This window comes from Caenimonas koreensis DSM 17982 (genome assembly GCF_009646335.1).
In the GTDB taxonomy this organism is placed as follows: domain Bacteria; phylum Pseudomonadota; class Gammaproteobacteria; order Burkholderiales; family Burkholderiaceae_C; genus Ramlibacter; species Ramlibacter koreensis.
In genome coordinates, this window is sequence record NZ_WJBU01000002.1 from 299,452 (window position 1) to 320,126 (window position 20,675).

19 protein-coding genes are annotated in these 20,675 nt (G+C 63.9%); 11 read left to right on the top strand and 8 right to left on the bottom strand.

The window, feature by feature from the left end:
- Positions 1–2 precede the first annotated feature (2 nt).
- From GHT07_RS03235 to metG, 6 genes are all read right to left on the bottom strand, one after another.
- The gene (locus tag GHT07_RS03235) at positions 3–524 is read right to left on the bottom strand and encodes a GNAT family N-acetyltransferase (RefSeq protein WP_194792805.1); all 522 of its coding nucleotides are present in this window, start codon (positions 522–524) and stop codon (positions 3–5) included.
- 25 nt (positions 525–549) lie between these two features.
- Complete coding sequence (nadB, locus tag GHT07_RS03240) at positions 550–2,151, bottom strand: L-aspartate oxidase (RefSeq protein ID WP_153583613.1); 1,602 nt, start codon at positions 2,149–2,151, stop codon at positions 550–552.
- Positions 2,152–2,165: 14 nt separating this feature from the next.
- Positions 2,166–3,023, bottom strand: a complete 858-nt coding sequence (locus tag GHT07_RS03245) for a segregation and condensation protein A (protein WP_153583614.1) — start codon at positions 3,021–3,023, stop codon at positions 2,166–2,168.
- 15 nt (positions 3,024–3,038) lie between these two features.
- A complete protein-coding gene (locus GHT07_RS03250) occupies positions 3,039–3,272 on the bottom strand; it encodes a DUF3460 family protein (protein WP_228488143.1) in 234 nt (77 codons plus the stop codon).
- Positions 3,273–3,284: 12 nt separating this feature from the next.
- A complete protein-coding gene (locus GHT07_RS03255; RefSeq protein WP_153583615.1) occupies positions 3,285–4,904 on the bottom strand; it encodes a SulP family inorganic anion transporter in 1,620 nt (539 codons plus the stop codon).
- A 155-nt stretch (positions 4,905–5,059) separates the two neighbouring features.
- Positions 5,060–7,111: a methionine--tRNA ligase gene (metG, locus tag GHT07_RS03260; RefSeq protein ID WP_153583616.1), complete on the bottom strand. Its 2,052-nt coding sequence runs from the start codon at positions 7,109–7,111 to the stop codon at positions 5,060–5,062.
- A 141-nt stretch (positions 7,112–7,252) separates the two neighbouring features.
- Here metG and GHT07_RS03265 point away from each other — a divergent pair, with 141 nt between their 5' ends.
- The 7 genes from GHT07_RS03265 (at position 7,253) to GHT07_RS03295 (ending at position 15,078) form a co-directional block, all read left to right on the top strand.
- Positions 7,253–7,732 carry a CesT family type III secretion system chaperone gene (locus GHT07_RS03265; RefSeq protein ID WP_153583617.1) on the top strand — a complete coding sequence of 160 codons (480 nt, stop codon included), beginning with the start codon at positions 7,253–7,255 and terminating at the stop codon, positions 7,730–7,732.
- Complete coding sequence (locus tag GHT07_RS03270; protein ID WP_153583618.1) at positions 7,716–8,975, top strand: hypothetical protein; 1,260 nt, start codon at positions 7,716–7,718, stop codon at positions 8,973–8,975. Before GHT07_RS03265 ends, GHT07_RS03270 begins: the two co-directional genes overlap by 17 nt.
- 66 nt (positions 8,976–9,041) lie before the next feature.
- Complete coding sequence (gene apbC / locus GHT07_RS03275) at positions 9,042–10,136, top strand: iron-sulfur cluster carrier protein ApbC (protein WP_153583619.1); 1,095 nt, start codon at positions 9,042–9,044, stop codon at positions 10,134–10,136.
- Positions 10,137–10,175: 39 nt separating this feature from the next.
- Positions 10,176–11,606 carry a C13 family peptidase gene (locus GHT07_RS03280; protein WP_153583620.1) on the top strand — a complete coding sequence of 477 codons (1,431 nt, stop codon included), beginning with the start codon at positions 10,176–10,178 and terminating at the stop codon, positions 11,604–11,606.
- 70 nt (positions 11,607–11,676) lie between these two features.
- Entirely contained in the window at positions 11,677–14,199 is a 2,523-nt protein-coding gene (locus tag GHT07_RS03285) for an ABC transporter permease (protein ID WP_153583621.1), read from the top strand.
- A gap of 43 nt (positions 14,200–14,242) precedes the next feature.
- Positions 14,243–14,644 carry a group II truncated hemoglobin gene (locus tag GHT07_RS03290; RefSeq protein WP_153583622.1) on the top strand — a complete coding sequence of 134 codons (402 nt, stop codon included), beginning with the start codon at positions 14,243–14,245 and terminating at the stop codon, positions 14,642–14,644.
- A gap of 8 nt (positions 14,645–14,652) precedes the next feature.
- Positions 14,653–15,078, top strand: a complete 426-nt coding sequence (locus GHT07_RS03295; protein WP_153583623.1) for a hypothetical protein — start codon at positions 14,653–14,655, stop codon at positions 15,076–15,078.
- Here the strand turns inward: GHT07_RS03295 and GHT07_RS03300 are convergent.
- Both GHT07_RS03300 and radC read right to left on the bottom strand, forming a co-directional pair.
- A complete protein-coding gene (locus GHT07_RS03300; protein WP_153583624.1) occupies positions 15,068–15,700 on the bottom strand; it encodes a Smr/MutS family protein in 633 nt (210 codons plus the stop codon). The two genes, GHT07_RS03295 and GHT07_RS03300, sit on opposite strands and share 11 nt — an antisense overlap.
- Before the next feature lie 39 nt (positions 15,701–15,739).
- On the bottom strand, positions 15,740–16,414 hold the full coding sequence (radC, locus tag GHT07_RS03305) for a RadC family protein (protein WP_153583625.1): 675 nt from the start codon (positions 16,412–16,414) through the stop codon (positions 15,740–15,742).
- Between the two features lie 230 nt (positions 16,415–16,644).
- Here radC and GHT07_RS03310 point away from each other — a divergent pair, with 230 nt between their 5' ends.
- The 4 genes from GHT07_RS03310 to serS all read left to right on the top strand — a co-directional run bounded on the left by GHT07_RS03310 (position 16,645) and on the right by serS (position 20,657).
- Positions 16,645–17,121 carry an FKBP-type peptidyl-prolyl cis-trans isomerase gene (locus tag GHT07_RS03310; protein WP_153583626.1) on the top strand — a complete coding sequence of 159 codons (477 nt, stop codon included), beginning with the start codon at positions 16,645–16,647 and terminating at the stop codon, positions 17,119–17,121.
- 12 nt (positions 17,122–17,133) lie between these two features.
- Positions 17,134–18,072: a 4-hydroxy-3-methylbut-2-enyl diphosphate reductase gene (gene ispH, locus GHT07_RS03315; RefSeq protein WP_153583627.1), complete on the top strand. Its 939-nt coding sequence runs from the start codon at positions 17,134–17,136 to the stop codon at positions 18,070–18,072.
- A complete protein-coding gene (locus GHT07_RS03320; protein WP_153583628.1) occupies positions 18,069–19,007 on the top strand; it encodes a threonine/serine dehydratase in 939 nt (312 codons plus the stop codon). The genes ispH and GHT07_RS03320 overlap by 4 nt, the downstream gene beginning before the upstream one ends.
- Before the next feature lie 327 nt (positions 19,008–19,334).
- Positions 19,335–20,657 (top strand): serine--tRNA ligase, encoded by a 1,323-nt coding sequence (serS, locus tag GHT07_RS03325; RefSeq protein ID WP_153583629.1) that lies wholly within the window; start codon positions 19,335–19,337, stop codon positions 20,655–20,657.
- Positions 20,658–20,675 lie beyond the last annotated feature (18 nt).

Below are 20,675 nucleotides of genomic sequence, written 5' to 3' on the forward strand. Positions count from 1 at the left end.
CCTCAAAGCGTTTTGACGAAAAGCCGGTTGTCGTGCGAGACGCCTTCGTAGGTATAGAGCGTGCCGCCCGCATCGGTGTAGCCCTGGCGCGGATAGAAGCGCAGCGCCCGTTCGTTGTGTACCCACGCCGTGAGCCAGAGGGTTGCGGCACCCGCGCGGGCGGCTTGCGCCTCCACCTCGCGCATCAGCGCTGAGCCAATGCCTTGGCCTGTTGACGCTTCCTGCACGTAGAGCCTGTCCAGCTCAGCGGCCGGCGTAGTTGCGTCGAGCAGTTCATGGCGTGCGCCGGGCGTCCACTTGGCAAACCCGAGCAGGAATTCATCGCGCGTGGCAACGAGCACCTTCACCGATGCATCGCTTAATTCGCGCGTCACCGCATCGAGCCCGACAACGCCTTGCACTTCGCGCGCAATCTGCGCCGAGACGCCACGCGGCGCATAGGTGTCGAGGAAGACCTGCGTTGCCAGCACGCTGATGCACAGCGCGTCTTCGGCGGTGGCTGCACGAATGACCAGGGGGCTCATTGCAACGCCTTGCGCCCGCGAAGTTTCAGGCCGGCACCAGGATCGTCGGGTGCGCGACGTCTTCGAGCTGCGGATAGTCCTTGATGAAGTGGCCGCCACGGCTTTCATGCCGCGCCTGCGCGCTGCGCACGATCAGCTCGGCCACCGTCACCAGGTTGCGCAGCTCCAGCAAGTCTCGAGTCACGTGGAAGTTCGCGTAGAACTCCTGGATCTCTTCCTGCAGCAAGGCAATGCGGTGCGACGCGCGTTCGAGCCGCTTGTTCGTGCGCACGATACCCACGTAGTCCCACATGAAGCGGCGCAGTTCGTCCCAGTTGTGCGAGATGACCACCGTCTCATCCGCATCGGTGACACGGCTCTCGTCCCAGGGCGGCAGCACGGGTGGCATGGGCAGCGAATGCTCCTGGATGTCCTTGGCCGCCGCGCGGGCGAACACCATGCATTCGACAAGCGAGTTGCTCGCCAGGCGATTCGCGCCATGCAAGCCCGTGTAGGCGCACTCGCCGATGGCCTGCAGGCCCTTGAGGTCCGCACGGCCCGCCAGGTCGGTGTGCACGCCGCCGCAGGTGTAGTGCGCTGCGGGCACGACGGGAATCGGCTCGCGCGTGATGTCGATGCCCAGCTCCAGGCAGCGCGCGTAGATGTTCGGGAAGTGTTCCTTCACGAACTCGGGCGGCTGGTGCGAGATGTCGAGGTACACGCAATCGACGCCGTGTTTCTTCATCTCGAAGTCGATGGCCCGGGCCACCACATCGCGCGGCGCGAGTTCGGCGCGCGGATCGTGCTGCGGCATGAAGCGCGTGCCGCCAGCCGATTGCGGCAGCAGCAGCCTGCCGCCTTCGCCACGCACGGCCTCGGTGATCAGGAACGACTTGACGTGCGGGTGGTACAGGCACGTCGGGTGGAACTGGATGAACTCCATGTTCGTCACGCGGCAGCCCGCGCGCCACGCAGCCGCAATGCCGTCGCCGGTGGAGGTGTCGGGGTTGGTCGTGTACAGGTACACCTTGCCCGCGCCGCCTGTCGCCAGGATGGTGTGCGGCGCGCGATAGGTGATGACTTCGTCAGTGGTTTCGTCGAGCGCGTACAGGCCCAGGCAGGTCGGCCCGTTCGTCGAGCCAGCACCGAGCTTGGTGCTGGTGATCAGGTCCACCAGCATGTGGTTTTCGAGCACGGTGATGTTGGGCGTGCGGCGCACTACTTCGATCAGCGTGCGCTGGACGGCAGCGCCCGTGGCGTCTGTCGCATGGACGATGCGGCGCGCGCTGTGGCCGCCTTCGCGCGTGAGATGCAGGTGGCCTTCTTCCTGCGTGAACGGCACACCGAGTTCGCGCAGCCAGTCCACTGCTTCAGGCGCGTGCTCGACCACGTAGCGCGTTGCGTCGATGTCCGACAGGCCAGCGCCAGCAACCAGCGTGTCATCGACATGCGATTCGAACGAGTCGTCTTTGCTGAACACAGCCGCGATGCCGCCTTGCGCCCAACCGGATGAGCCATCTGCCATCGACCGTTTGGTCAGGATCGCGACGCGATAGTTGGGTGCGAGGTGAAGGGCGGCGGTCAGTCCCGCGAGGCCGCTGCCGACGATCAATACGTCGAAGTCGCGCGCGGCGGATGATTCAGGCATCAGGTTTCCTGCGTTCAGGCGGGCTGGTAAGCCAGCCGCACATAAATGGGGGCGTAGGCCTCGGCTTGCGTGAGGTCGATCAGCGATTCCTTCGCGAGTTCGAGCATCGCGATGAACGTGACGATGAGCACCGACATGCCGCGCGAGACATCGAACAGATCTTCGAATTCGACAAACTTGTGCCCCTGCAGGCGGCGCAGCACGATCGACATGTGCTCGCGCACCGAGAGCTCTTCACGCGTGATCTTGTGATGCTGCACGAGCTTGGCGCGCTTGACGATATCGCGCCAGGCTTCCTGCAGGTCGACCACGTTCACATCCGGAAAGCGCGGCTGCAGCGCCTGCTCGATGAACACCTGCGCGCGCAGCACGTCGCGCCCGATCTGCGGCATCTCGTTCAGGCGGGCGGCGGCAAGTTTCATCTGCTCGTATTCGAGCAGGCGGCGAACGAGTTCGGCGCGCGGGTCTTCAGGCTCTTGCCCTTCGGCCACCTTCTTGGGTGGCAGCAACATGCGCGACTTGATCTCGATCAGCATCGCCGCCATCAGCAGGTATTCGGCAGCGAGTTCGAGGTTGCGCGTGCGGATTTCATCGACATACACCAAGTACTGCCGCGTCACAGCGGCCATCGGGATGTCGAGGATGTTGAAGTTCTGCTTGCGGATGAGGTACAGCAGCAAGTCCAGCGGGCCTTCGAACGCCTCCAGAAAGACTTCGAGTGCATCCGGCGGGATGTACAGGTCGGTCGGCATGGCGAACAGCGGCTCGCCGTAGAGCCGGGCCAATGCGACCTGGTCGATCACCTGCGGGATGCCGGGCACGTCCGCCACGGGCGCGTCGGGCAGGGTCGTTGTATCGACAGATGCCGACATCGCGCGGGGCTGCTTTTAGTGGCCGGTGCCGTTGCCGCCGTACACGTACGGTGTCTGCGCCACGCGTGCGTCGCGCCATTCGGCCTGCGCTTGCCGGTTGACCTGTTTGTCCCACAGCAAGGCCCTTCCGGCGCGCTGCTGCGCTTCGAGATTGGGCTGTTCGGACTTGAGCTGGCCGATGAACTGCGAAACGTCCGACTCATAGTCGGGACGGCGGAAGATGCGGATCATCAGGGACGAGAAAGACATAGTCGGGCGATTTTACCTGCCAGCATCGAACCCCGCGCGCACGATCACTTCCCGCACCTCTGGCTGCAGGTTGTCCAGGCGAAGCGTTCCCGTTCTTTGCAGTGCCGCCTTCTGGACGCCGCGCAACGCATCGAGGCCGCTGGTGTCGATGTGCACGAGCTGCAGGCAGTCGAGCACGACGACAGGCTGGTCAGGGCCTTGCTCGATCGCTTCCACCACCTCGTCCACTTTCGCCACGGCACCAAAGAAAAGCGAGCCGTACAGCTTGAACTGCAGCACGGTGCCGTCTGCCGGGACGCGCTCCACGGTGAAGACGCCGCTCATGCGCCGGATGAACAGCGCGCAGGCGGTGACCAGGCCCACTTCCATGGCGACCGTCAGGTCGAACACGATCGTGAGGAAGAACGTGCCGAGCATCAGGATGCGGTAGTGCGCGCTGTAGGTTTTCAGCTTGGCGAACTCATGCCACTCGCCCATGTTGAAAGCCACAAACAGCAAGATGCCGGCCAGCACGGCGAGGGGCACATGCAGCGCCAGCGGCGCCGCAGCCATCACGATCACGGCGATGGTGATGGCGTGCGTGATGCCTGCGACAGGTGTGGTGGCACCTGCGCGCACGTTGGTCACCGTGCGCGCGATCGTGCCGGTGGCTGGCATGCCACCAAAGAACGGCACCACGAAATTCGCGATGCCTTGCGCCATCAGTTCCTGGTTCGGGTCGTGCCGCCGCAGCGTCGAGGCCTGGTCTGCCACACGTGCACAGAGCAGTGACTCGATGGCGCCTAGCAGTGCGATCGTGATCGTGGGCGTGACCAGCAGCTTGACGGTCTCCCACGAAAAGGCGGGCAGTGCGAACGCCGGAAGCCCGCGCGGGATGGAGCCGAACTTCGAGCCGATTGTCTCCACGGGCAATTTGAAGTACCACGCAAAGAGCGTGAGCGTGACGAGCGCGACGATAGGGCTGGGCACACGCGCCGAAATTGCAGCGGTGCTGCTCATCCCCGGCAGATTCATCGCGCCCTTGATCGGCGAATTGCTGCCCCACAGGCGCGGCCATAAGAACAGGCCCAACACGCAGGTCACACCCAGCGCGAAGGAATACGGATTGAACGTGTCGATGTGGCGGCTGATGAGCGTGAGCTGCGCGAAAAAATCCGCAGGCATCTTCGCGATGCTCAAGCCGAGCCAGTCTTTGATCTGCGAGCTGGCAATGAGCACGGCGATGCCGTTGGTAAAGCCGATGACGATGCTCACCGGCACGAATCGCACCAGGCGGCCCAGCCGCAGCACGCCCAGCAGGAAGAGCAGCACACCCGCGCACGAGGTAGCGATGAGCAGGTTGGCCAGGCCGTAGCGCTCGACGATGCCGTACACGATCACGATGAATGCGCCGGCAGGCCCGCCGATCTGCACGTTGGAGCCACCGAGCGCGGCGATGATGAAACCCGCGAGGATGGCGGTCCACAGGCCGGCTTCGGGTTTGAGGCCTGACGCGATGGCAAACGCCATGGCCAGCGGCAGGGCGACGATGCCTACGGTGATGCCGGCGCCCAGGTCGCGCAGGAAGCGGTCACGGTCGTAACCAGGCAACGCGTCCAGCAGCCGCGGACGGAAAACGAACGGAAATTTCAATGAATGCTCCCGGAGTTGAACGGACCAGAAAAGTCAGTTCAATTCCGGGGGGCCGCAGTGATGCAGTCGCGTGATGAAACGCTTGCGGCGCGAGAGGGGCAGAAAGGGGGTACGGCCCATGGAGCCAGTTTACGCCTGCCCTTGAAGCCGAGTTGCTATCGAACGCGCATGCCCGGCATTGCACCCGGCGAGGGCTCGAGCACGTAGATGCCCGGGTTCGCCTTCTCGTCGCCGTGGCTCGCCGCCAGCACCATGCCTTCGCTCACGCCGAACTTCATCTTGCGCGGCGCCAGGTTGGCCACGAGCACGGTGAGCTTGCCGACGAGTTGCTCCGGCTTGTAAGCCGATGCGATGCCGGAGAACACGTTGCGCATGCGGCCTTCGCCAGCGTCGAGCGTCAGTTGCAGCAGCTTGGTCGAACCCTCGACGGCCTTGCACTCGACGATCTTCGCGATGCGCAGGTCGATCTTCACGAAGTCGTCGATGGTGATGGTGGGGGCGATTTCTTCGCCCACTGGCAGTTCACTCCCTCCCCCGTTGGGGGAGGGTTGGGGTGGGGGCTCTTCCCCCGCTACCTCAAACAGCGCATCCAGCTGCTTCACGTCAACGCGCTGCATCAAGTGCTCGTACTTGCCCACGCTATGCCCCGCACCCAGCGGCGCAGCAGCGTTGCTCCAATCCAGCGGCGCGCAGGCGAGAAACTTCTCCGCTTGCGCAGCGAGCGTCGGCAGCACGGGCTTCAAGCACGCCGTCATCACCTTGAAGCTCTCGATGCACGCAGAGCAAATAGCAGCCGCCTCATCAGCCTTGCCTTCCTTCACCAGCTTCCACGGTGCAGCAGCATCGAAGCGCAGATTGACCTTGTCGGCATACGCCATGATTTCGCGCAGTGCGCGCGCGTAGTCGCGACCTTCATACAGCGCCTGCGTGTTGCGCACCAGGGCCTGCGCTTCTTCATCAACGGGCGACGCGACCAGCTGGCCTTGCGGAATGAACTTCACCGCCCGGCTGGCAATGTTCACGTACTTGCCAATCAAGTCGCTGTTCACGCGCGCCATGAAGTCATCGGGGTTGAAGTCGATGTCTTCGTTGCGGCCGTTCAGCTTGGCGGCCAGGTAGTAGCGCAGCCACTCGGGGTTCATGCCCAGCGACAGGTACTTCAGCGGGTCAAGCCCCGTGCCGCGGCTCTTGCTCATCTTCTCGCCGTTGTTCACCGTGAGAAAGCCGTGCACGAACACCTTGTTGGGCACCTTGCGGCCGCTGAAGTGCAGCATCGCGGGCCAGAACAGCGTGTGGAACGTGATGATGTCCTTGCCGATGAAGTGGTACTGCTCCACGGTCGGGTCGGCGATGAACTTGTCGTAGTCCACACCGATCTTCCCAAGGTAGTTCTTCAGCGAAGCGAGATAGCCCACCGGCGCATCGAGCCACACGTAGAAGTACTTGCCCGGTGCATCAGGAATCTCAATGCCGAAGTACGGCGCATCGCGGCTGATGTCCCAGTCGCCCATGGCCGTCTTGCCGTCGGCATCAGGCTCGAGCCACTCGCTGATCTTGTTCAGCACTTCGGGTTGAACCGCGCCGCTGGTCGTCCACTCTTTGAGGAACGCCATGCAACGCGCATCGGACAGCTTGAAGAAGAAGTGCTCCGATGTCTTGAGCACCGGCGTCGCGCCTGAGAGGGCGGAGTAGGGGTTGATCAGGTCCGTCGGGCTGTAGACCTTGCTGCACACCTCGCAGTTGTCGCCGTACTGGTCCTTCGCGTGGCAGTTGGGGCACTCGCCCTTGATGAAGCGGTCGGGCAGGAACATGTTCTTCTGTGGGTCGAAGAACTGTTCGATGGTCTTGCTCGAGATGAGGTTGTTGGCCTTCAGGTCGCGATAGATCTGCTGCGCGAGCTCATGGTTTTCAGGCGCGTCGGTGCTGTGCCAGTTGTCGAAGGCGATGTGAAAGCCTTCGAGGTACGGCTTGCGGCCCGCTGCGATTTCAGCGACGAACTGCTGCGGCGTCTTGCCCGCCTTTTCGGCGGCAATCATGATCGGCGCGCCATGCGCGTCGTCGGCGCACACAAAGTGCACCTGGCTGCCCTGCATTCGCTGGTGCCGCACCCAGATGTCGGCCTGGATGTATTCCATGATGTGGCCGATGTGGAACTTGCCGTTGGCGTACGGCAAGGCGGTGGTAACGAAGAGCTGGCGCTGTGTCATGTGGGTTGTCAGATGGGGAGCCGGGAATTCTATGCTTCGGTCTCGCGAATGCGCTTTGCATGTGCATATAAGAAAAAGATACACAGAACTGACTTATTTGATTCCTAGAATCCGCAGCTCTTTTGCAGTACGGATTCACCCATGGAACCCCCACTTCCCCCGCTCGAGGATGCCTATCGCAGTCTCATGGAAGACTTGGCGCAGCTCGTCGGCTTGCGCAGCCGGCCCGGCAGCCTTCACCACACGGGCAACTTCAAATTCAACGGCGTGGCACTGACGATTGCGCTCGATTCGCGCGAGGGCCAACTTGTTCAAGTGTTCATCGACTTCGGCGCCTGCCCCACGGAAAAGGCCCTGCCTGTCTACAAGCGATTGCTCGAAGTCAACCTGCTGCTCGGCGCCCAGGGCAGCCCGCGCCTCGCGCTTGACCCCGTGACGGACCGCGTCGTCTTCACCTATTCGAGCGCCCTGCATGGGCTCACCGCGCAGGCGCTGCTCGCTGGCATCGAGCAGGCGGCCGGGCAGGCGAGCGAATGGCGCGAGAGTTTCTTTATTGACGAGACGCCACCTGCTCGCGCGCAAGGTGGCATGTTTGGGATGCGCCATGCACTGCACGTCTGAGCGTTTGCGCTCGCTGCGCACAGTGGGGGCGCACTGCCTGCGAGAAGTCATCGCCCAGCCACCTGCAAAACTGGCGGGGCTGGCAACCTTGTGCGCTACTGCAGGGGCGTGGTCGTCCGGCGACGAAACGATTGCAACCGGTCTTTTGATCGGCGCGACGGCAGGCGCGGGCGTGCTGGTGGTGGGCCGCATCGCCTGCCACCAGTTCGGCACGACGACAGCGCGTAGCAAAGCAGCCGTGGCGCTGTCAGCAGCTGCGGGCGGTGGGCTCGCCGCCGCTTGCGCAATTGGCAACGAAGCGGCCGTGATGGCGACAGAGTCCATGGTGGCAGTGAGCGCGATTGCCTTGTGCGCAGCGCGTGTTGTTGCCGTCCGAAGCCGCGAGGAAGTGCCGCCGTGGATCAATGCGGGCTGTGTATTGGCAGCTGTGGCCGCAGGCGTTATGGCCTTTTGTGCATTCACCATCGCGGTGCCACGCGGATCCCGCGCGATCCACATGGGAGGCGGGCCCGACGGATTTCTTCTGGCGCGCCAGGCCGGCTCGCTCGTCGAGGCGCTCGCGGTCGAGATCGGCAAAGAGCTCCTGAGTGGCTGCGGCCCATCGGTTGATCGCCGCGGCTTGACCTTTGACGACCGGATCAAGGCGGCCGCGCAAGGGTTGCTGCCGTACATCGCCGCCTGCGTTCTCATCAACGGCATGGCCGCCCCGGCGCTGTTGGCCAATGGCGATGGAGTCAGCCAGGATGTCGTTTTCGAAGACCTCGTCGCCGCTGTGCTCGTCACCTGCCTGACCAACGTGCTGCGCAACGGCGTCAATGCCACGGTGGTGATCCATACGTGGGACGGCGGCAAGCGCGACGGCCTGCCAGACAACCCGATTGACTATCAAGCCGAACCCAAGACGATGCTGGGCCGCGCTGCCACCATCGTCGATCGCTGGGCGGTGCGTTCGCTGTTGATGGCGGCGCGAACCGCCACCTATGTGTTCATGCGAACGCAAGGTTTTTCCATCGAAGCGTCGGCCATGGTGGCGCAGGGCAAATACGCAGTGTTCGCGCAGTTCCGCGAGGTGCTGGCTGACTTGATGGTTGGTGACGGTTGGTCGCCGCAAGTGCTGGTACATCTGCGCGAGACTGATCCGCCCTCGCGGATCGATCTTGAAGAGATAGAGGCGCAATTCGATGCGCAAGCGGTCGAGCTGGAATTTGAGCGGGTGCTGCAGCAGGCGGGTGCTACCGCGTAGCTCAGCGTGTGCTCACGCGCGATGGGCCGAGTCGCTACACTCACCGCCAAACACGAGGCATTCCCCATGGCAGTCACCACCGACCAGCTGTCGCAGGCCCTTGCGGCCGTGACCGATCCCAACACCGGCAAAGATTTCGTCAGCACGCGCGCGCTGCGCAACCTCACGGTCAGCGATGGCGGCGATGTGGCTTTCGACATCGAGCTTGGCTACCCCGCCAAGAGCCAGTTCACTGCCTTGCGCTCGTTGCTGGTCGCCGCAGCCAAGGCGGTGCCGGGCGTAGCAAACGTGTCCGTCTCGATCAGCAGCAACATCGTTGCCCACGCAGCACAACGCGGTGTCGCGCTGCTGCCGAACATCAAGAACATCGTTGCAGTCGCGTCCGGCAAGGGCGGCGTTGGCAAGAGCACCACGGCCGTGAACCTTGCACTCGCGCTCGCTGCCGAAGGCGCGAAGGTCGGCCTGCTCGACGCCGACATCTACGGCCCGAGCCAGCCCATGATGATGGGCATCGAAGGCCGCCCTGAGTCAAGCGACGGCAAGACGATGGACCCGCTGAAGAACTACGGCGTCGAGGTCATGTCGATCGGCTTTCTGGTCAACCAGGACGAAGCGATGATCTGGCGCGGCCCCATGGCCACGCAGGCGCTTGACCAATTGCTGCGGCAGACCAACTGGTCGGGCCTGGACTACCTCATCGTCGATCTGCCGCCTGGCACCGGCGACATCCAGCTCACACTCGCGCAGCGCGTGCCGCTCACAGGCGCGGTGATCGTGACGACGCCGCAGGACATCGCGCTGCTCGATGCAAAGAAGGGCATCAAAATGTTCGAGAAGGTCGGCGTGCCGATTCTGGGCATCGTCGAGAACATGGCGGTGCATGTATGCAGCAACTGTGGCCATGTCGAACACATCTTTGGCGAGGGTGGCGGCAAGAAGATGGCCGCGCAGTACGGCATGGACTACCTCGGCGCGCTGCCGCTCGACATCGCCATCCGCGTGCAGGCCGACAGCGGCAAGCCCACGGTTGTCGCCGATCCTGAAGGTGAAGTCGCCGGCATTTACAAAGCGCTGGCGCGCCAGGTCGCGATCAAGATCGCCGCCAAGGCCAAGGATTTTTCGTCGAAGTTCCCTTCGATCACGATCTCCAAAGACACCTGAGGCGCACACGCTGCCAGGGCGCAGTGGCATGATGGCCCGATGGAACCCGGCTTCGAAATCGACCCCAACGGCCTGCTCAAACCGCGCCGCCTCACGCTGGCGCAATGGCTGCGGGAAGGCTTGCGCGCGGGCCTGCTGCTGAGGCCGCGCGTCGGCGGCAGCGAGCCGAATCCGCTGCAAGTCGGTGCACTTGTATTGATCGTCGCGCTGATCGACATCGCACTCGGCCGTTTCGAAGTGATGGGCGAAGCTGCCTTCGACTTGCGCGGTGCACTCGCGCCCTGGTGGAGCACCGCTGCCATGCTGCTCATCGCCTGGTGGGGCCTGCCGCGCCGTGACGAGCATCTGCAGCGCCCCTCGGGCCTGCCCGCGTGGTTTGCGCTGTGGATGGGCGCCGTCATCCTGCCGAGCCTGGTTGCGCAGGTGCTGACGCTGGCTCAACTGCATGAGGCGCTGCCCGCGTTCCTGTCCGAATTCGAGTGGGAGGGCTGGCTGCTCTATGGCGGACTGTGGCTGTGGACCGTCGCTGCAGTGGTCCGGCTTCTCCATTCCTTCGCCGTACCACCGCTGCGCCTCGCGGTGGTGAGCGCCTGCATGATCGGCATTTTTGCGTTGAGTGCATGGCAGTTTCCCGACCGGCCGTGGCAGCCTGTGATGGCGCAGGCCGAGCCGGAAGCCGCCAACCGTATGCAGCTGAGCCAGCCGGTGATCGAGGCACAGCAGGCAACGCTGGAGCGCACGCTGCAAGGCGTTGCGCCACATCGTGAGGGGATCGTCGATGTGTATGGCATCGTGTTCTCGCCCTATGCAGAAGGTGAAGTGTTCATGCGTGAAAGCCGGATGGTTGCTGACCTGCTTGCCGAACGCTTCGACGCGCAGGGCCATGTCATCCACCTTGCCAACAACGCCGCGACGCCCGAGAGCATTGCGTGGGCCACACCCGACAACCTCGATCGCGCTGTGGATGCGATAGCGGCGAAGATGGACCGTGAGAACGATGTGCTCGTGGTGTACCTCACGTCGCATGGCGCGCGTGACTTCAAGCTTGCCGCGGCGAACCCGCCGCTGGAAGTCGAGCCGCTGAGCCCGGGCGACTTGCGCCGTGCGCTCGACAAGGCCGGCATCCGCAACCGGGTGATCGCCGTGTCGGCCTGCTATTCGGGCGGCTGGATCGGGCCGCTGTCGAGCGAGTCCACGCTAGTGATGACCGCCGCAGATGCGGACCACACCTCGTATGGCTGCGGCAGCCGTTCCAAACTCACGTTCTTTGGCCGCGCGGTGTTTGATGAGCAGTTGCGCAAGACGCATTCGTTCGAGCAGGCCTTTGCGCAGGCGGTGCCGGTGATCAAGCAGCGCGAGATCGAAGGCAACAAGCCCGACGGCTTTTCGAATCCGCAGATCAGCGTGGGCGACCGCATCCGGCCCGTGCTGCATGAGCTGGAGCAGCGGCTGGGCACCCGGCCCGGCTAGGCCCATGCGGCAAGCACCATTCAGGCCACCTCCTAATTCGGCAATGAGACTTGCAGGTTAACGTCTCCCCATGAACCATCCCTCGCCCTGGCAGCTCGGCTGGCGCACGCTCTGGCGCGATTTGCGCGCGGGCGAACTGCGTCTGTTGATCGTTGCCGTGACGCTTGCCGTTGCCGCGCTCACTGCAGTCGGTTTCTTTGCGGACCGTCTGCAGGGCGGCCTGACGCGCGATGCGCGGCAGTTGCTGGGTGGCGACGCCGTCGTCTCCAGTGACAACCCGACGCCAGCCTCGTTCATTGCCAAAGCCCGTGAGCTGGGCCTTGAAGGTGTCACGACGCTGGGCTTTCCAACAATGGCGCGCGCCAGCGACGAGCAGGGCGGCGGCACGCGGCTGGTAGCGCTCAAGGCCGTGTCGCCGGGCTATCCGCTGCGCGGCAGCCTCAAAGTCGCGACGCAGGCAGACGGCGAAGGTGCGGCCACGCGCGACGTGCCGGCCCGCGGTGAAGCATGGATCGATGCGCCGCTGCTGGAGGCGCTCGCGTTGAAGCTGGGCGATACCGTGCTGCTGGGCGATGCAAAACTCAAGCTGGCGCGCGTGATCGTGCTCGAGCCCGACCGCGGTGCCGGCTTCATGAGCTTTGCGCCGCGCATGATGATCAACCAGGCCGACCTGGCTGCGACGCAGCTGGTGCAGCCCGCCAGCCGCGTGACCTACCGCTTTGCCCTGGCCGGCACCGACGCGAAGGTGAGCGAGTTCGTCAAGTGGTCGCTGCAGGAAGTCAAGAAGCCCGAGATTCGCGGCGTGCGCGTGGAGTCGCTTGAAGGCGGCCGGCCCGAAATGCGCCAGACGCTGGACCGCGCCGAGAAATTTCTGAATCTTGTTGCGTTGCTCTCGGCGCTCCTCAGCGCTGTGGCAGTGGCGCTCGCCGCACGTGGATTTGCCGCGGCCCACCTGGACGACTGCGCGATGCTGCGAGTGCTCGGGCAGAGCCAGAGAACGATTGCCTGGAGCTACACCTTCGAATTCGCCGTCGTGGGGCTCGCTGCAAGCTTGCTCGGTGTGGCGATCGGGTTCGGCGTGCACTTCGTGTTCATCCTGCTGCTGTCTGGCCTTGTCGATACAGCGCTGCCTGCCGCGAGCCTGTGGCCGGCTGCATTCGGCGTTGGCATGGGGCTCACACTGTTGATGGCGTTCGGCCTGCCGCCTGTGCTGCAGCTCGCGCAAGTGCCGCCGCTGCGCGTGATCCGCCGCGACGTGGGCAACCTCAAGCCGGCGTCGCTCGCCGTGCTGGGCATTGGTGTTGCCGGCTTTGCTGCGCTTTTGATCGGCGCGAGCAGCGACCTGAAGCTCGGAGCGATGGCGGTTGGGGGCTTTGCCGGCGCCGTCGTGCTCTTTGCGTGCCTGAGCTGGCTTGCAGTCAAGATGCTGCGACCGCTGGTGAACGAAGCCACAGCGCCGCGCTGGCTGGTGATGGCCACGCGGCAGATCTCTGCGCGGCCCGCGTATGCCGTGGTGCAGGTGAGTGCGCTGGCCGTCGGCTTGCTCGCGCTCGTCTTGCTCGTCTTGTTGCGCACCGATTTGATTTCCAGCTGGCGGCGCGCGACGCCTGCCGATGCGCCCAATCGGTTCGTGATCAACGTCATGCCCGAGCAGGGCAACGCGTTCCAGCAGAAGTTGCGCGATGCCGGCGTGACGCGGTTCGACTGGTTCCCGATGATCCGCGGCCGCCTTGTGGCCGTGAACGGCAAGACAGTGACGCCCGACGACTACGTTGAAGACCGTGCCAAGCGGCTGGTTGATCGCGAGTTCAATCTGTCGACCTCTGCGGCGCAGCCCGAGCACAACCAGATCGTGGCGGGCAAGTGGCAGCAGGAGGAGCGCGGCGCCGTGAGTGTCGAAGAAGGCATCGCGACCACGCTGGGCCTGAAGCTGGGTGACGAACTGCGCTTTGACATTGGCGGCATCCAGACCAGCTCGAAGATCACCTCACTGCGCAAGGTGGACTGGGGCTCGATGCGCGCGAACTTCTTCGTGATCTACCCGGTGACGACCCTGCAGGACGTGCCGGTGACGTACCTCAGCGCCTTTCGCGCGCCCGACCGCAAGGGCTTCGACAGCGAGCTCGTGCGCGCGTTTCCGAACATCACGAATGTGGACATGACCACGGCCATCAACCAGGTGCAGGGCGTGCTCGACAAGGTGATTCGCGCGGTGGAGTTCCTGTTCGGCTTCACGCTCGCGGCGGGCATCGTCGTGCTGTTCGCGGCGGTGCAGGCCACGCGTGAAGAACGCGCGCGTGAATTCGCGATCATGCGGGCCGTGGGCGCAAGCAGCCGGCTGCTGCGGCAGGTGCAACGCGCGGAGCTGGCGGGCGTGGGCTTGCTCGCCGGTTTTCTGGCGAGCATCGTGGCGAGTGCGATCGGCTGGGCGATGGCGAAGTACGTGTTCGACTTCGACTGGACGGCCTCGGCCTGGGTGCCGTTGTTTGGCGCTGTCGCCGGCGCATTCCTGGCTCTGGCCGCCGGCTGGTGGGGCCTGCGCGAGGTGTTGAACCGGCCTGTCGTCGAGACGCTGCGGCGGGCGGCCGAGTAGTCTTGGCGGCTGGCGCCCGGCGCCCATCGCCGACAATATGGCGATGCAAATCCAGGACAAACCGCCTTTTGACACGCCCTTTGAGTGGATGGGCGGTGAAGACAAAGTCCAGGCGCTGGTCACGCGCTTTTACGACCTGATGGACCTCGAGCCAGCCTACGCCGACTTGCGCGCCACACACGGCTCGCACCTGGACCGCGCGCGCCAGCACCTGTTCTGGTTTTTGTGCGGCTGGCTGGGCGGCCCGCAGTACTACACCGATAAATTCGGCCACCCCCGGCTGCGCATGCGCCACATGCCTTTTGCCATCGGCATCAAGGAGCGTGACCAGTGGCTGGCCTGCATGGACCAGGCCATGGGCGAGACCGGCGTGGATGACAAACTGCGTGCCCGCCTGCGAGAATCGTTTTTCCAAACGGCTGACTGGATGCGCAACACACCCTGAGGGACCACATGCTGCCTATCGCCATTTCCATGATTTCGACGGTGTTGCTGCTCGTCTTTCTTGGTTTTTTCGTGTTGAGCTCGACGCCGCTGCTGGTGCTCAAGCATGACGTGCCGATGGATTCGCGGGTGGTGCGGCAGGTTTTTCACTACTGCTACCGGCTGGTCACCGTTGCCGGTGTGGGCGCCGCGATCGGCTACAGCTGGTCGGGGCGATTCGCGCTGGCCATCAGCGTCGGCTGTATCGCCGCGCTGGCGCTGTTCATGCACGAATGGCTGCTCACGCGCATGGACGCATTGCGCGTCACGATGCACGACAACGGCGGTGACCCCGCGCAGATTTCCAGATTCCGCAAGCTGCATGTCGGCGCGATTGCGCTGAACGTCACGCAGCTCGTTGCACTCGGCGTGGCGCTGCGGCAGCTCAACCTTTGAGCAGCACAACCAGCGCACCCGCGCCGCCTTCATCGCCGCGCGCCTGAACAAAGGCGAGCACTTCGTTCTTCTGCACCAGCCAGCTGTGCACGCGGCCCTTGAGCACGGGTGTCTTGCCCGGTGAGCCTAGCCCTTTGCCATGCACGACCCGCACGCAGCGCCAGCCGCGCTTGTGCGCCTCGCGGATGAAGCCAGCCAGCGCCTCGCGTGCTTCTTCACGGCGCAGGCCGTGCAGGTCGATCTCGCCCTGAATGCTCCAGCCGCCCTTGCGCAATTTGCGAGTGACATCGGTGCCGACACCGGGCCTGCGAAAACTCAACGCATCATCCACATCGAGCAGTGTCGTCGCGTCGAATTCGTCGCTGATGGCTTCTTGCAGCACACGCTGCTCGTCGAGCTGCTTTTGCACCGCGACTGGCGGCGGCTGCCCGGGTGAGAGGTTCACGCGCTGGCGATGCTTCAGGGGTTCGACCTTGCCGGCGGCACGCGCAAAAAGGTTGGCATCAGCCTGGGCCCGGCGCTCGGCCTCACGCCGCGCCGCTTCCTGTGCGGCTGCAACGCGCTGCTGCGCGGCCAGCAGCTTCTGGATGTGGTGAAGGTCCTGGAGCGATTTCGCTTTCATGACTGCAAACGCCCGGCTCCTGAAGTAAGTACAACACCATCAAACAAGGCCCTGCTCGGCCATCGACAACGCCTCGCCGCGAGCGACGATGACGTGATCGAGCACGCGCACATCGATCAGCGCGAGCGCTGCCTTCAGCGTCTGCGTGATGGCCTCGTCCGCCCGCGAGGGCTGCACGTTGCCGCTGGGGTGATTGTGCGCGAGGACGACTGCCGCAGCGTCGAGTGCCAGCGCATGCTTGACCACCTCGCGTGGGTAGACGCTGGTTTGCGTCAATGTCCCGCGAAAGAGTTCGCGCAACTCGATCATGCGGCTCCTTGCATCGAGGAACAGCACGGCAAACACTTCGTGGCTTTTCATGGCCAGCTGCATCTGCAGGTACTGCTTGACGGTGGACTCCGACGCCAGCACTTCGCGCGCCTTGAGTTGCTCGGCCATGGCCCGCCGCGCGAGTTCGAGCACGGCGATGAGCGATGCGCGCTTGGCCTTGCCGCCCAGTCCTTTGAAGTTTTTGAGGTCGTCAGCGGTCGCATGCAGCAAGCCGGCCAGCCCGCCATAGCGCTCCAGCAGCTCCGACGCCATCTGCATCACGCCGCGGCCGGCGGTGCCTGTGTTGAGCAGGATGGCGAGCATTTCGGTGTCGCTCAACGCGGCGGGTCCGCGCTCCAGCAGTTTTTCGCGCGGCTGCGAATCGGAAGGTATGTGTTTGATCATGTGCTGCTGAGCTTGTCATTGCTGTGTTCGTGTTTTGTGCCGCTGCTTGTGTGGTTGGTTACAGCGGTTTGGTGTCTTTTGTGTTTTGGCTGCTGGCAACGGTTTGGGGGTGGGCTGCGGACGTTGGGCGGCCTTTTCCCTCCGTGTCCCCCGCCGGCCCTATGGGCGCCCCGAACCGCAGACAGCCAACAACTGTTCCTACAATGGGCGCTACATCACTGGTGACCCGAATGCCTTCTCCCACGCCCCGGATACAGCCGGGCTCCTTTTTGACGCTGCACTACCGCCTGGCTGGCCCGGGCGGCGACATCATCAACACGTTCAACGACAAACCCGCCACGCTCACGCTGGGCAGTGGGGAGCTGTCGCCTGCAGTCGAGAAGCGACTGATCGGCCTGGAAGAGGGCGCGCACTGCACATTCGAGATACCGCCCGGCGAAGCATTCGGCGACCGCAATCCCGAGATGCAGCAGTGGGTAGCGCGCAAGCTGCTCAATCAAATGGGCGATCCGCTGGAGAATTACCAGGTGGGCGAGGTGGTGCAGTTCCCCACACCCGACGGCATGGCCAGCTATGCGGGCTCGGTGGTGCAGGTGGGCAAAGACGGTGATGGTGATGGCAAGGCCGATGCCGTGCTGTTCGACTTCAACCACCCGCTCGCGGGGCACGGCGTCACGTTCGAAGTGAAAGTGGTAGGTGTCCTATGAAATGCACCTGCAATGACTGAGGCAGCTGTGGAAATCTTTCTGGCCGAGCCGCGCGGCTTTTGCGCAGGCGTCGACCGTGCCATCGACATCGTTGAGCACGCACTCAAGAAGTTTGGCGCGCCCATCTACGTGCGCCACGAGATCGTTCACAACACCTACGTCGTGAACGACTTGAAAGCCAAGGGCGCGATCTTCATTGAAGACCTCGCTGAAGTGCCGCCGGGCTCCACACTTGTTTTCTCCGCACACGGTGTGAGCAAAGCGGTGGAACAGGAAGCGCGCGCACGCGGCTTCGACATCTTCGATGCGACATGCCCGCTCGTGACGAAGGTGCACGTCGAGGTCGCCAAGCTCGCCAAGGAAGGCTACGAGTTCATCATGATCGGCCACAAGGGCCATCCCGAAGTCGAAGGCACGATGGGCCAGCTCGACCACGGCATCCACCTGGTCGAAGACGTGGAAGACGTCGCGCACGTGCAGCCCGCGCAGACGAAAAAGCTTGCCGTTGTCACGCAGACCACGCTGTCGGTCGACGACGCAGCCGAAATCAGCGCCGCCGTGCGCAAACGCTTCCCGAGCATTCGCGAGCCAAAGCAGCAGGACATCTGCTATGCCACGCAGAACCGGCAGGACGCGGTGAAGATCATGTCGCCGCAAATCGAGGTGCTGATCGTCGTCGGCAGCCCGACCAGCTCGAACAGCAATCGCCTCGCCGAACTCGCGCGCAAGCTCGGCGTGCCGAGCTATATGGTCGATAGCGCGCAAGAGCTGCAGCCTGAGTGGCTGGAGGGCAAGTCGCGGGTGGGGCTGACGGCAGGTGCATCCGCGCCCGAAGTGCTGGTCAAGCAGGTGATCGACCGCGTGAAGTCGTTAGGTGCAGTGTCCGTGCGCAAGATGGACGGCATCCAGGAGACCGTGAAGTTTCCGCTACCCAAGGGCCTTCGGATTTGAACCGCCAGCAGATCATCGACGCGACTCGTCGCGCCGCCGCGCGCACGCCCGGCCTCATTCGACGCACGCCGTTGTGGAGGCTGCCCGCAAGCGCCTTTGGCATCAATGCCGCGCAAGTGTGGTTGAAGCTCGAACACATGCAGGTGGGCGGCAGCTTCAAGGCGCGCGGCATGTTGAATCGCTTGCTTGCGAACGACATTCCGGCCAGCGGCGTGATCGTCGCTTCCGGTGGCAATGCCGGTATTGCGACGGCAGCTGCCGCGAAGGCACTCGGCGTGAAATGCGAAGTGTTCGTGCCAACAGTGTCGAGCGCGATGAAGCAGGCCAAGCTGCGCGAGCTCGGTGCGAAGGTGGTTGTCACCGGCGCGGTTTATGCCGAAGCGCTCGAAGCGTGCCTTGCGCGCCAGCAGGAAACCGGCGCACTCCTCACGCACGCGTATGACCAGGCTGAAGTCGTCGCAGGCGCAGGCACGCTGGCACAAGAGATCGAGGCGGACGGCGGCTTGCCCGACAACGTGCTCGTGAGTGTCGGCGGTGGCGGCTTGATCGCCGGCATCGCGGCGTGGTTCGAGCAACGCTCGCGTGTCGTCGCGCTCGAGCCCGTGCTCGCCCCCACGTTGTTCGACGCACGGCGTGCAGGCGAGCCGGTTGATGTTGCTGTCAGCGGTGTAGCCGCTGATGCTCTCGGCGCCAAGCGCATAGGCGCGATCGCGTGGGACATCACGCAGCAGCACGTCAAAGATTCATTGGTGTTGCCCGACGACGCGATTCGCGCTGCGCAGTTGTGGTTGTGGAAAGAGATGAAGCTGGCGGTGGAGCCTTCCGCTGCGTTGGGTCTTGCTGCTTTGCAAACGGGTGCGTACATCCCGCGTCGTGACGAGACTGTGTGCCTTGTGATCTGCGGCGCGAATCTGGATCCTTCTACGCTTTCTTGAGCTCTTGAGCTCTTTGGGTCGTTCACTGTTCGGGGGTGGGCTGCGGCCGTCGGGCGGCCTTTTCCCTCCGTGTCATTCCGCCGCACAAAGCGCGAAGCGCGCCCTACTGGCGCGGGGGCGAGCTCTCTTCTTTACCTGCGGGAAAAGGCCGCCCAACGTCCACAGCCTGAGCAGGGTGGTTGGCGATCAACTCGGTGAAAACCGCTGCGCCGTAGATGTGTGCGCAGCGGTTCTCACTGAGTAACTACTGAACCGCTCTGTCCGCGGCCCACCCCGAACAGCAGCACCGTGAAGTGGCACAACCGAAGCGTCCCATAAAATCGCAACATGCTCGACATCACCTATCTCCGCAAAGACCTGCCCTCGGTCATCGCGCGCCTGGAAACGCGCAAGAAACCGCAGGCCTTCCTCGACGTGGATGCATTCACGGCCCTCGAAGCAGAGCGCAAGTCGATACAGACGCGCACAGAAGAACTGCAATCGCAACGCAATGCGCTCTCCAAACAAATCGGCCAGCTCAAGGCCAAGGGCGAATCGGTTGATGCCGTGATGGCGCAAGTCGCCGCGCTCAAGGGCGAGCTCGATGATTCCGCCGCGCGGCTTGAACAGATCCAGCCCGAGATGCAGGCCCTGCTGCTGTCGGTGCCCAACCTGCCGCATGAAAGCGTGCCCATCGGCGAAGACGAACACGGCAACCAGAAAGTTCGCGACTGGGGCAAGCCGCGCCAGTTCGACTTCGAAGTCAAAGACCACGCCGACCTCGGTGAAAAACTCGGCCTCGACTTTGCGACGGGCGTGAAACTCGCGGGCTCGCGCTTCACGGTGATGCGCGGCGCGATCGCCCGCATGCATCGGGCGCTGGCGCAACTGATGCTCGACATCCAGACGCAGGAAAACGGCTACACCGAGTGCTACACGCCGTACATCGTCAACGCGGAAACCCTGCGCGGCACGGGCCAGCTGCCGAAGTTCGAGGGCGACCTGTTCGCTGCGAAAAAAGGCGGCCAGGAAGGCGAAGCTGCACCCGACAACTCGGCGCTGTACCTCATCCCGACCAGCGAAGTCACGCTCACGAATTTTGTGCGCGACGAAATCGTTGCTGAGTCTGACTTGCCGATCAAACTCACGGCCCACACGCCTTGCTTCCGCTCTGAAGCGGGCAGCGGCGGCCGCGACACGAAGGGCATGATCCGCCAGCACCAGTTCGACAAGGTCGAGATGGTGCAGATCGTTCACCCCGACAAGAGCTATGAAGCGCACGAGCAGATGGTGAGCAACGCCGAAGCCGTGCTGCAGCGGCTGGGCCTGCCCTACCGCGTGGTGCTGCTGTGCACCGGCGACATGGGTTTTGGTGCGAGCAAGACGTACGACCTGGAAGTGTGGCTGCCGGCGCAGAACACGTATCGCGAGATCAGCTCGATCTCCAATTGCGAGGCGTTCCAGTCGCGCCGGCTGCAAGCGCGATTCAAGAATGCGCAAGGCAAGAACGAGCTGGTGCACACACTCAATGGCTCGGGCCTGGCCGTGGGCCGCACGCTGGTGGCCGTGCTGGAGAACTACCAGAACGCCGACGGCTCAGTCACCGTGCCAGAGGCGCTGCGGCCGTACATGGGCGGTGTGGAAACCCTGACGCCAGCCACTGGCATTTGATCGGTTAGAATTTGCGGC

Bases quoted from the DNA above. Each gene is read 5' to 3' on its own strand.
- GHT07_RS03235 (WP_194792805.1), bottom strand. From the start codon at position 524: ATGAGCCCCCTGGTCATTCGTGCAGCCACCGCCGAAGACGCGCTGTGC.
- nadB (WP_153583613.1), bottom strand. From the start codon at position 2,151: ATGCCTGAATCATCCGCCGCGCGCGACTTCGACGTATTGATCGTCGGC.
- GHT07_RS03245 (WP_153583614.1), bottom strand. From the start codon at position 3,023: ATGTCGGCATCTGTCGATACAACGACCCTGCCCGACGCGCCCGTGGCG.
- GHT07_RS03250 (WP_228488143.1), bottom strand. From the start codon at position 3,272: ATGTCTTTCTCGTCCCTGATGATCCGCATCTTCCGCCGTCCCGACTAT.
- metG (WP_153583616.1), bottom strand. From the start codon at position 7,111: ATGACACAGCGCCAGCTCTTCGTTACCACCGCCTTGCCGTACGCCAAC.
- GHT07_RS03265 (WP_153583617.1), top strand. From the start codon at position 7,253: ATGGAACCCCCACTTCCCCCGCTCGAGGATGCCTATCGCAGTCTCATG.
- GHT07_RS03270 (WP_153583618.1), top strand. From the start codon at position 7,716: ATGCACTGCACGTCTGAGCGTTTGCGCTCGCTGCGCACAGTGGGGGCG.
- apbC (WP_153583619.1), top strand. From the start codon at position 9,042: ATGGCAGTCACCACCGACCAGCTGTCGCAGGCCCTTGCGGCCGTGACC.
- GHT07_RS03280 (WP_153583620.1), top strand. From the start codon at position 10,176: ATGGAACCCGGCTTCGAAATCGACCCCAACGGCCTGCTCAAACCGCGC.
- GHT07_RS03285 (WP_153583621.1), top strand. From the start codon at position 11,677: ATGAACCATCCCTCGCCCTGGCAGCTCGGCTGGCGCACGCTCTGGCGC.
- GHT07_RS03290 (WP_153583622.1), top strand. From the start codon at position 14,243: ATGCAAATCCAGGACAAACCGCCTTTTGACACGCCCTTTGAGTGGATG.
- GHT07_RS03295 (WP_153583623.1), top strand. From the start codon at position 14,653: ATGCTGCCTATCGCCATTTCCATGATTTCGACGGTGTTGCTGCTCGTC.
- GHT07_RS03300 (WP_153583624.1), bottom strand. From the start codon at position 15,700: ATGAAAGCGAAATCGCTCCAGGACCTTCACCACATCCAGAAGCTGCTG.
- radC (WP_153583625.1), bottom strand. From the start codon at position 16,414: ATGATCAAACACATACCTTCCGATTCGCAGCCGCGCGAAAAACTGCTG.
- GHT07_RS03310 (WP_153583626.1), top strand. From the start codon at position 16,645: ATGCCTTCTCCCACGCCCCGGATACAGCCGGGCTCCTTTTTGACGCTG.
- ispH (WP_153583627.1), top strand. From the start codon at position 17,134: ATGACTGAGGCAGCTGTGGAAATCTTTCTGGCCGAGCCGCGCGGCTTT.
- serS (WP_153583629.1), top strand. From the start codon at position 19,335: ATGCTCGACATCACCTATCTCCGCAAAGACCTGCCCTCGGTCATCGCG.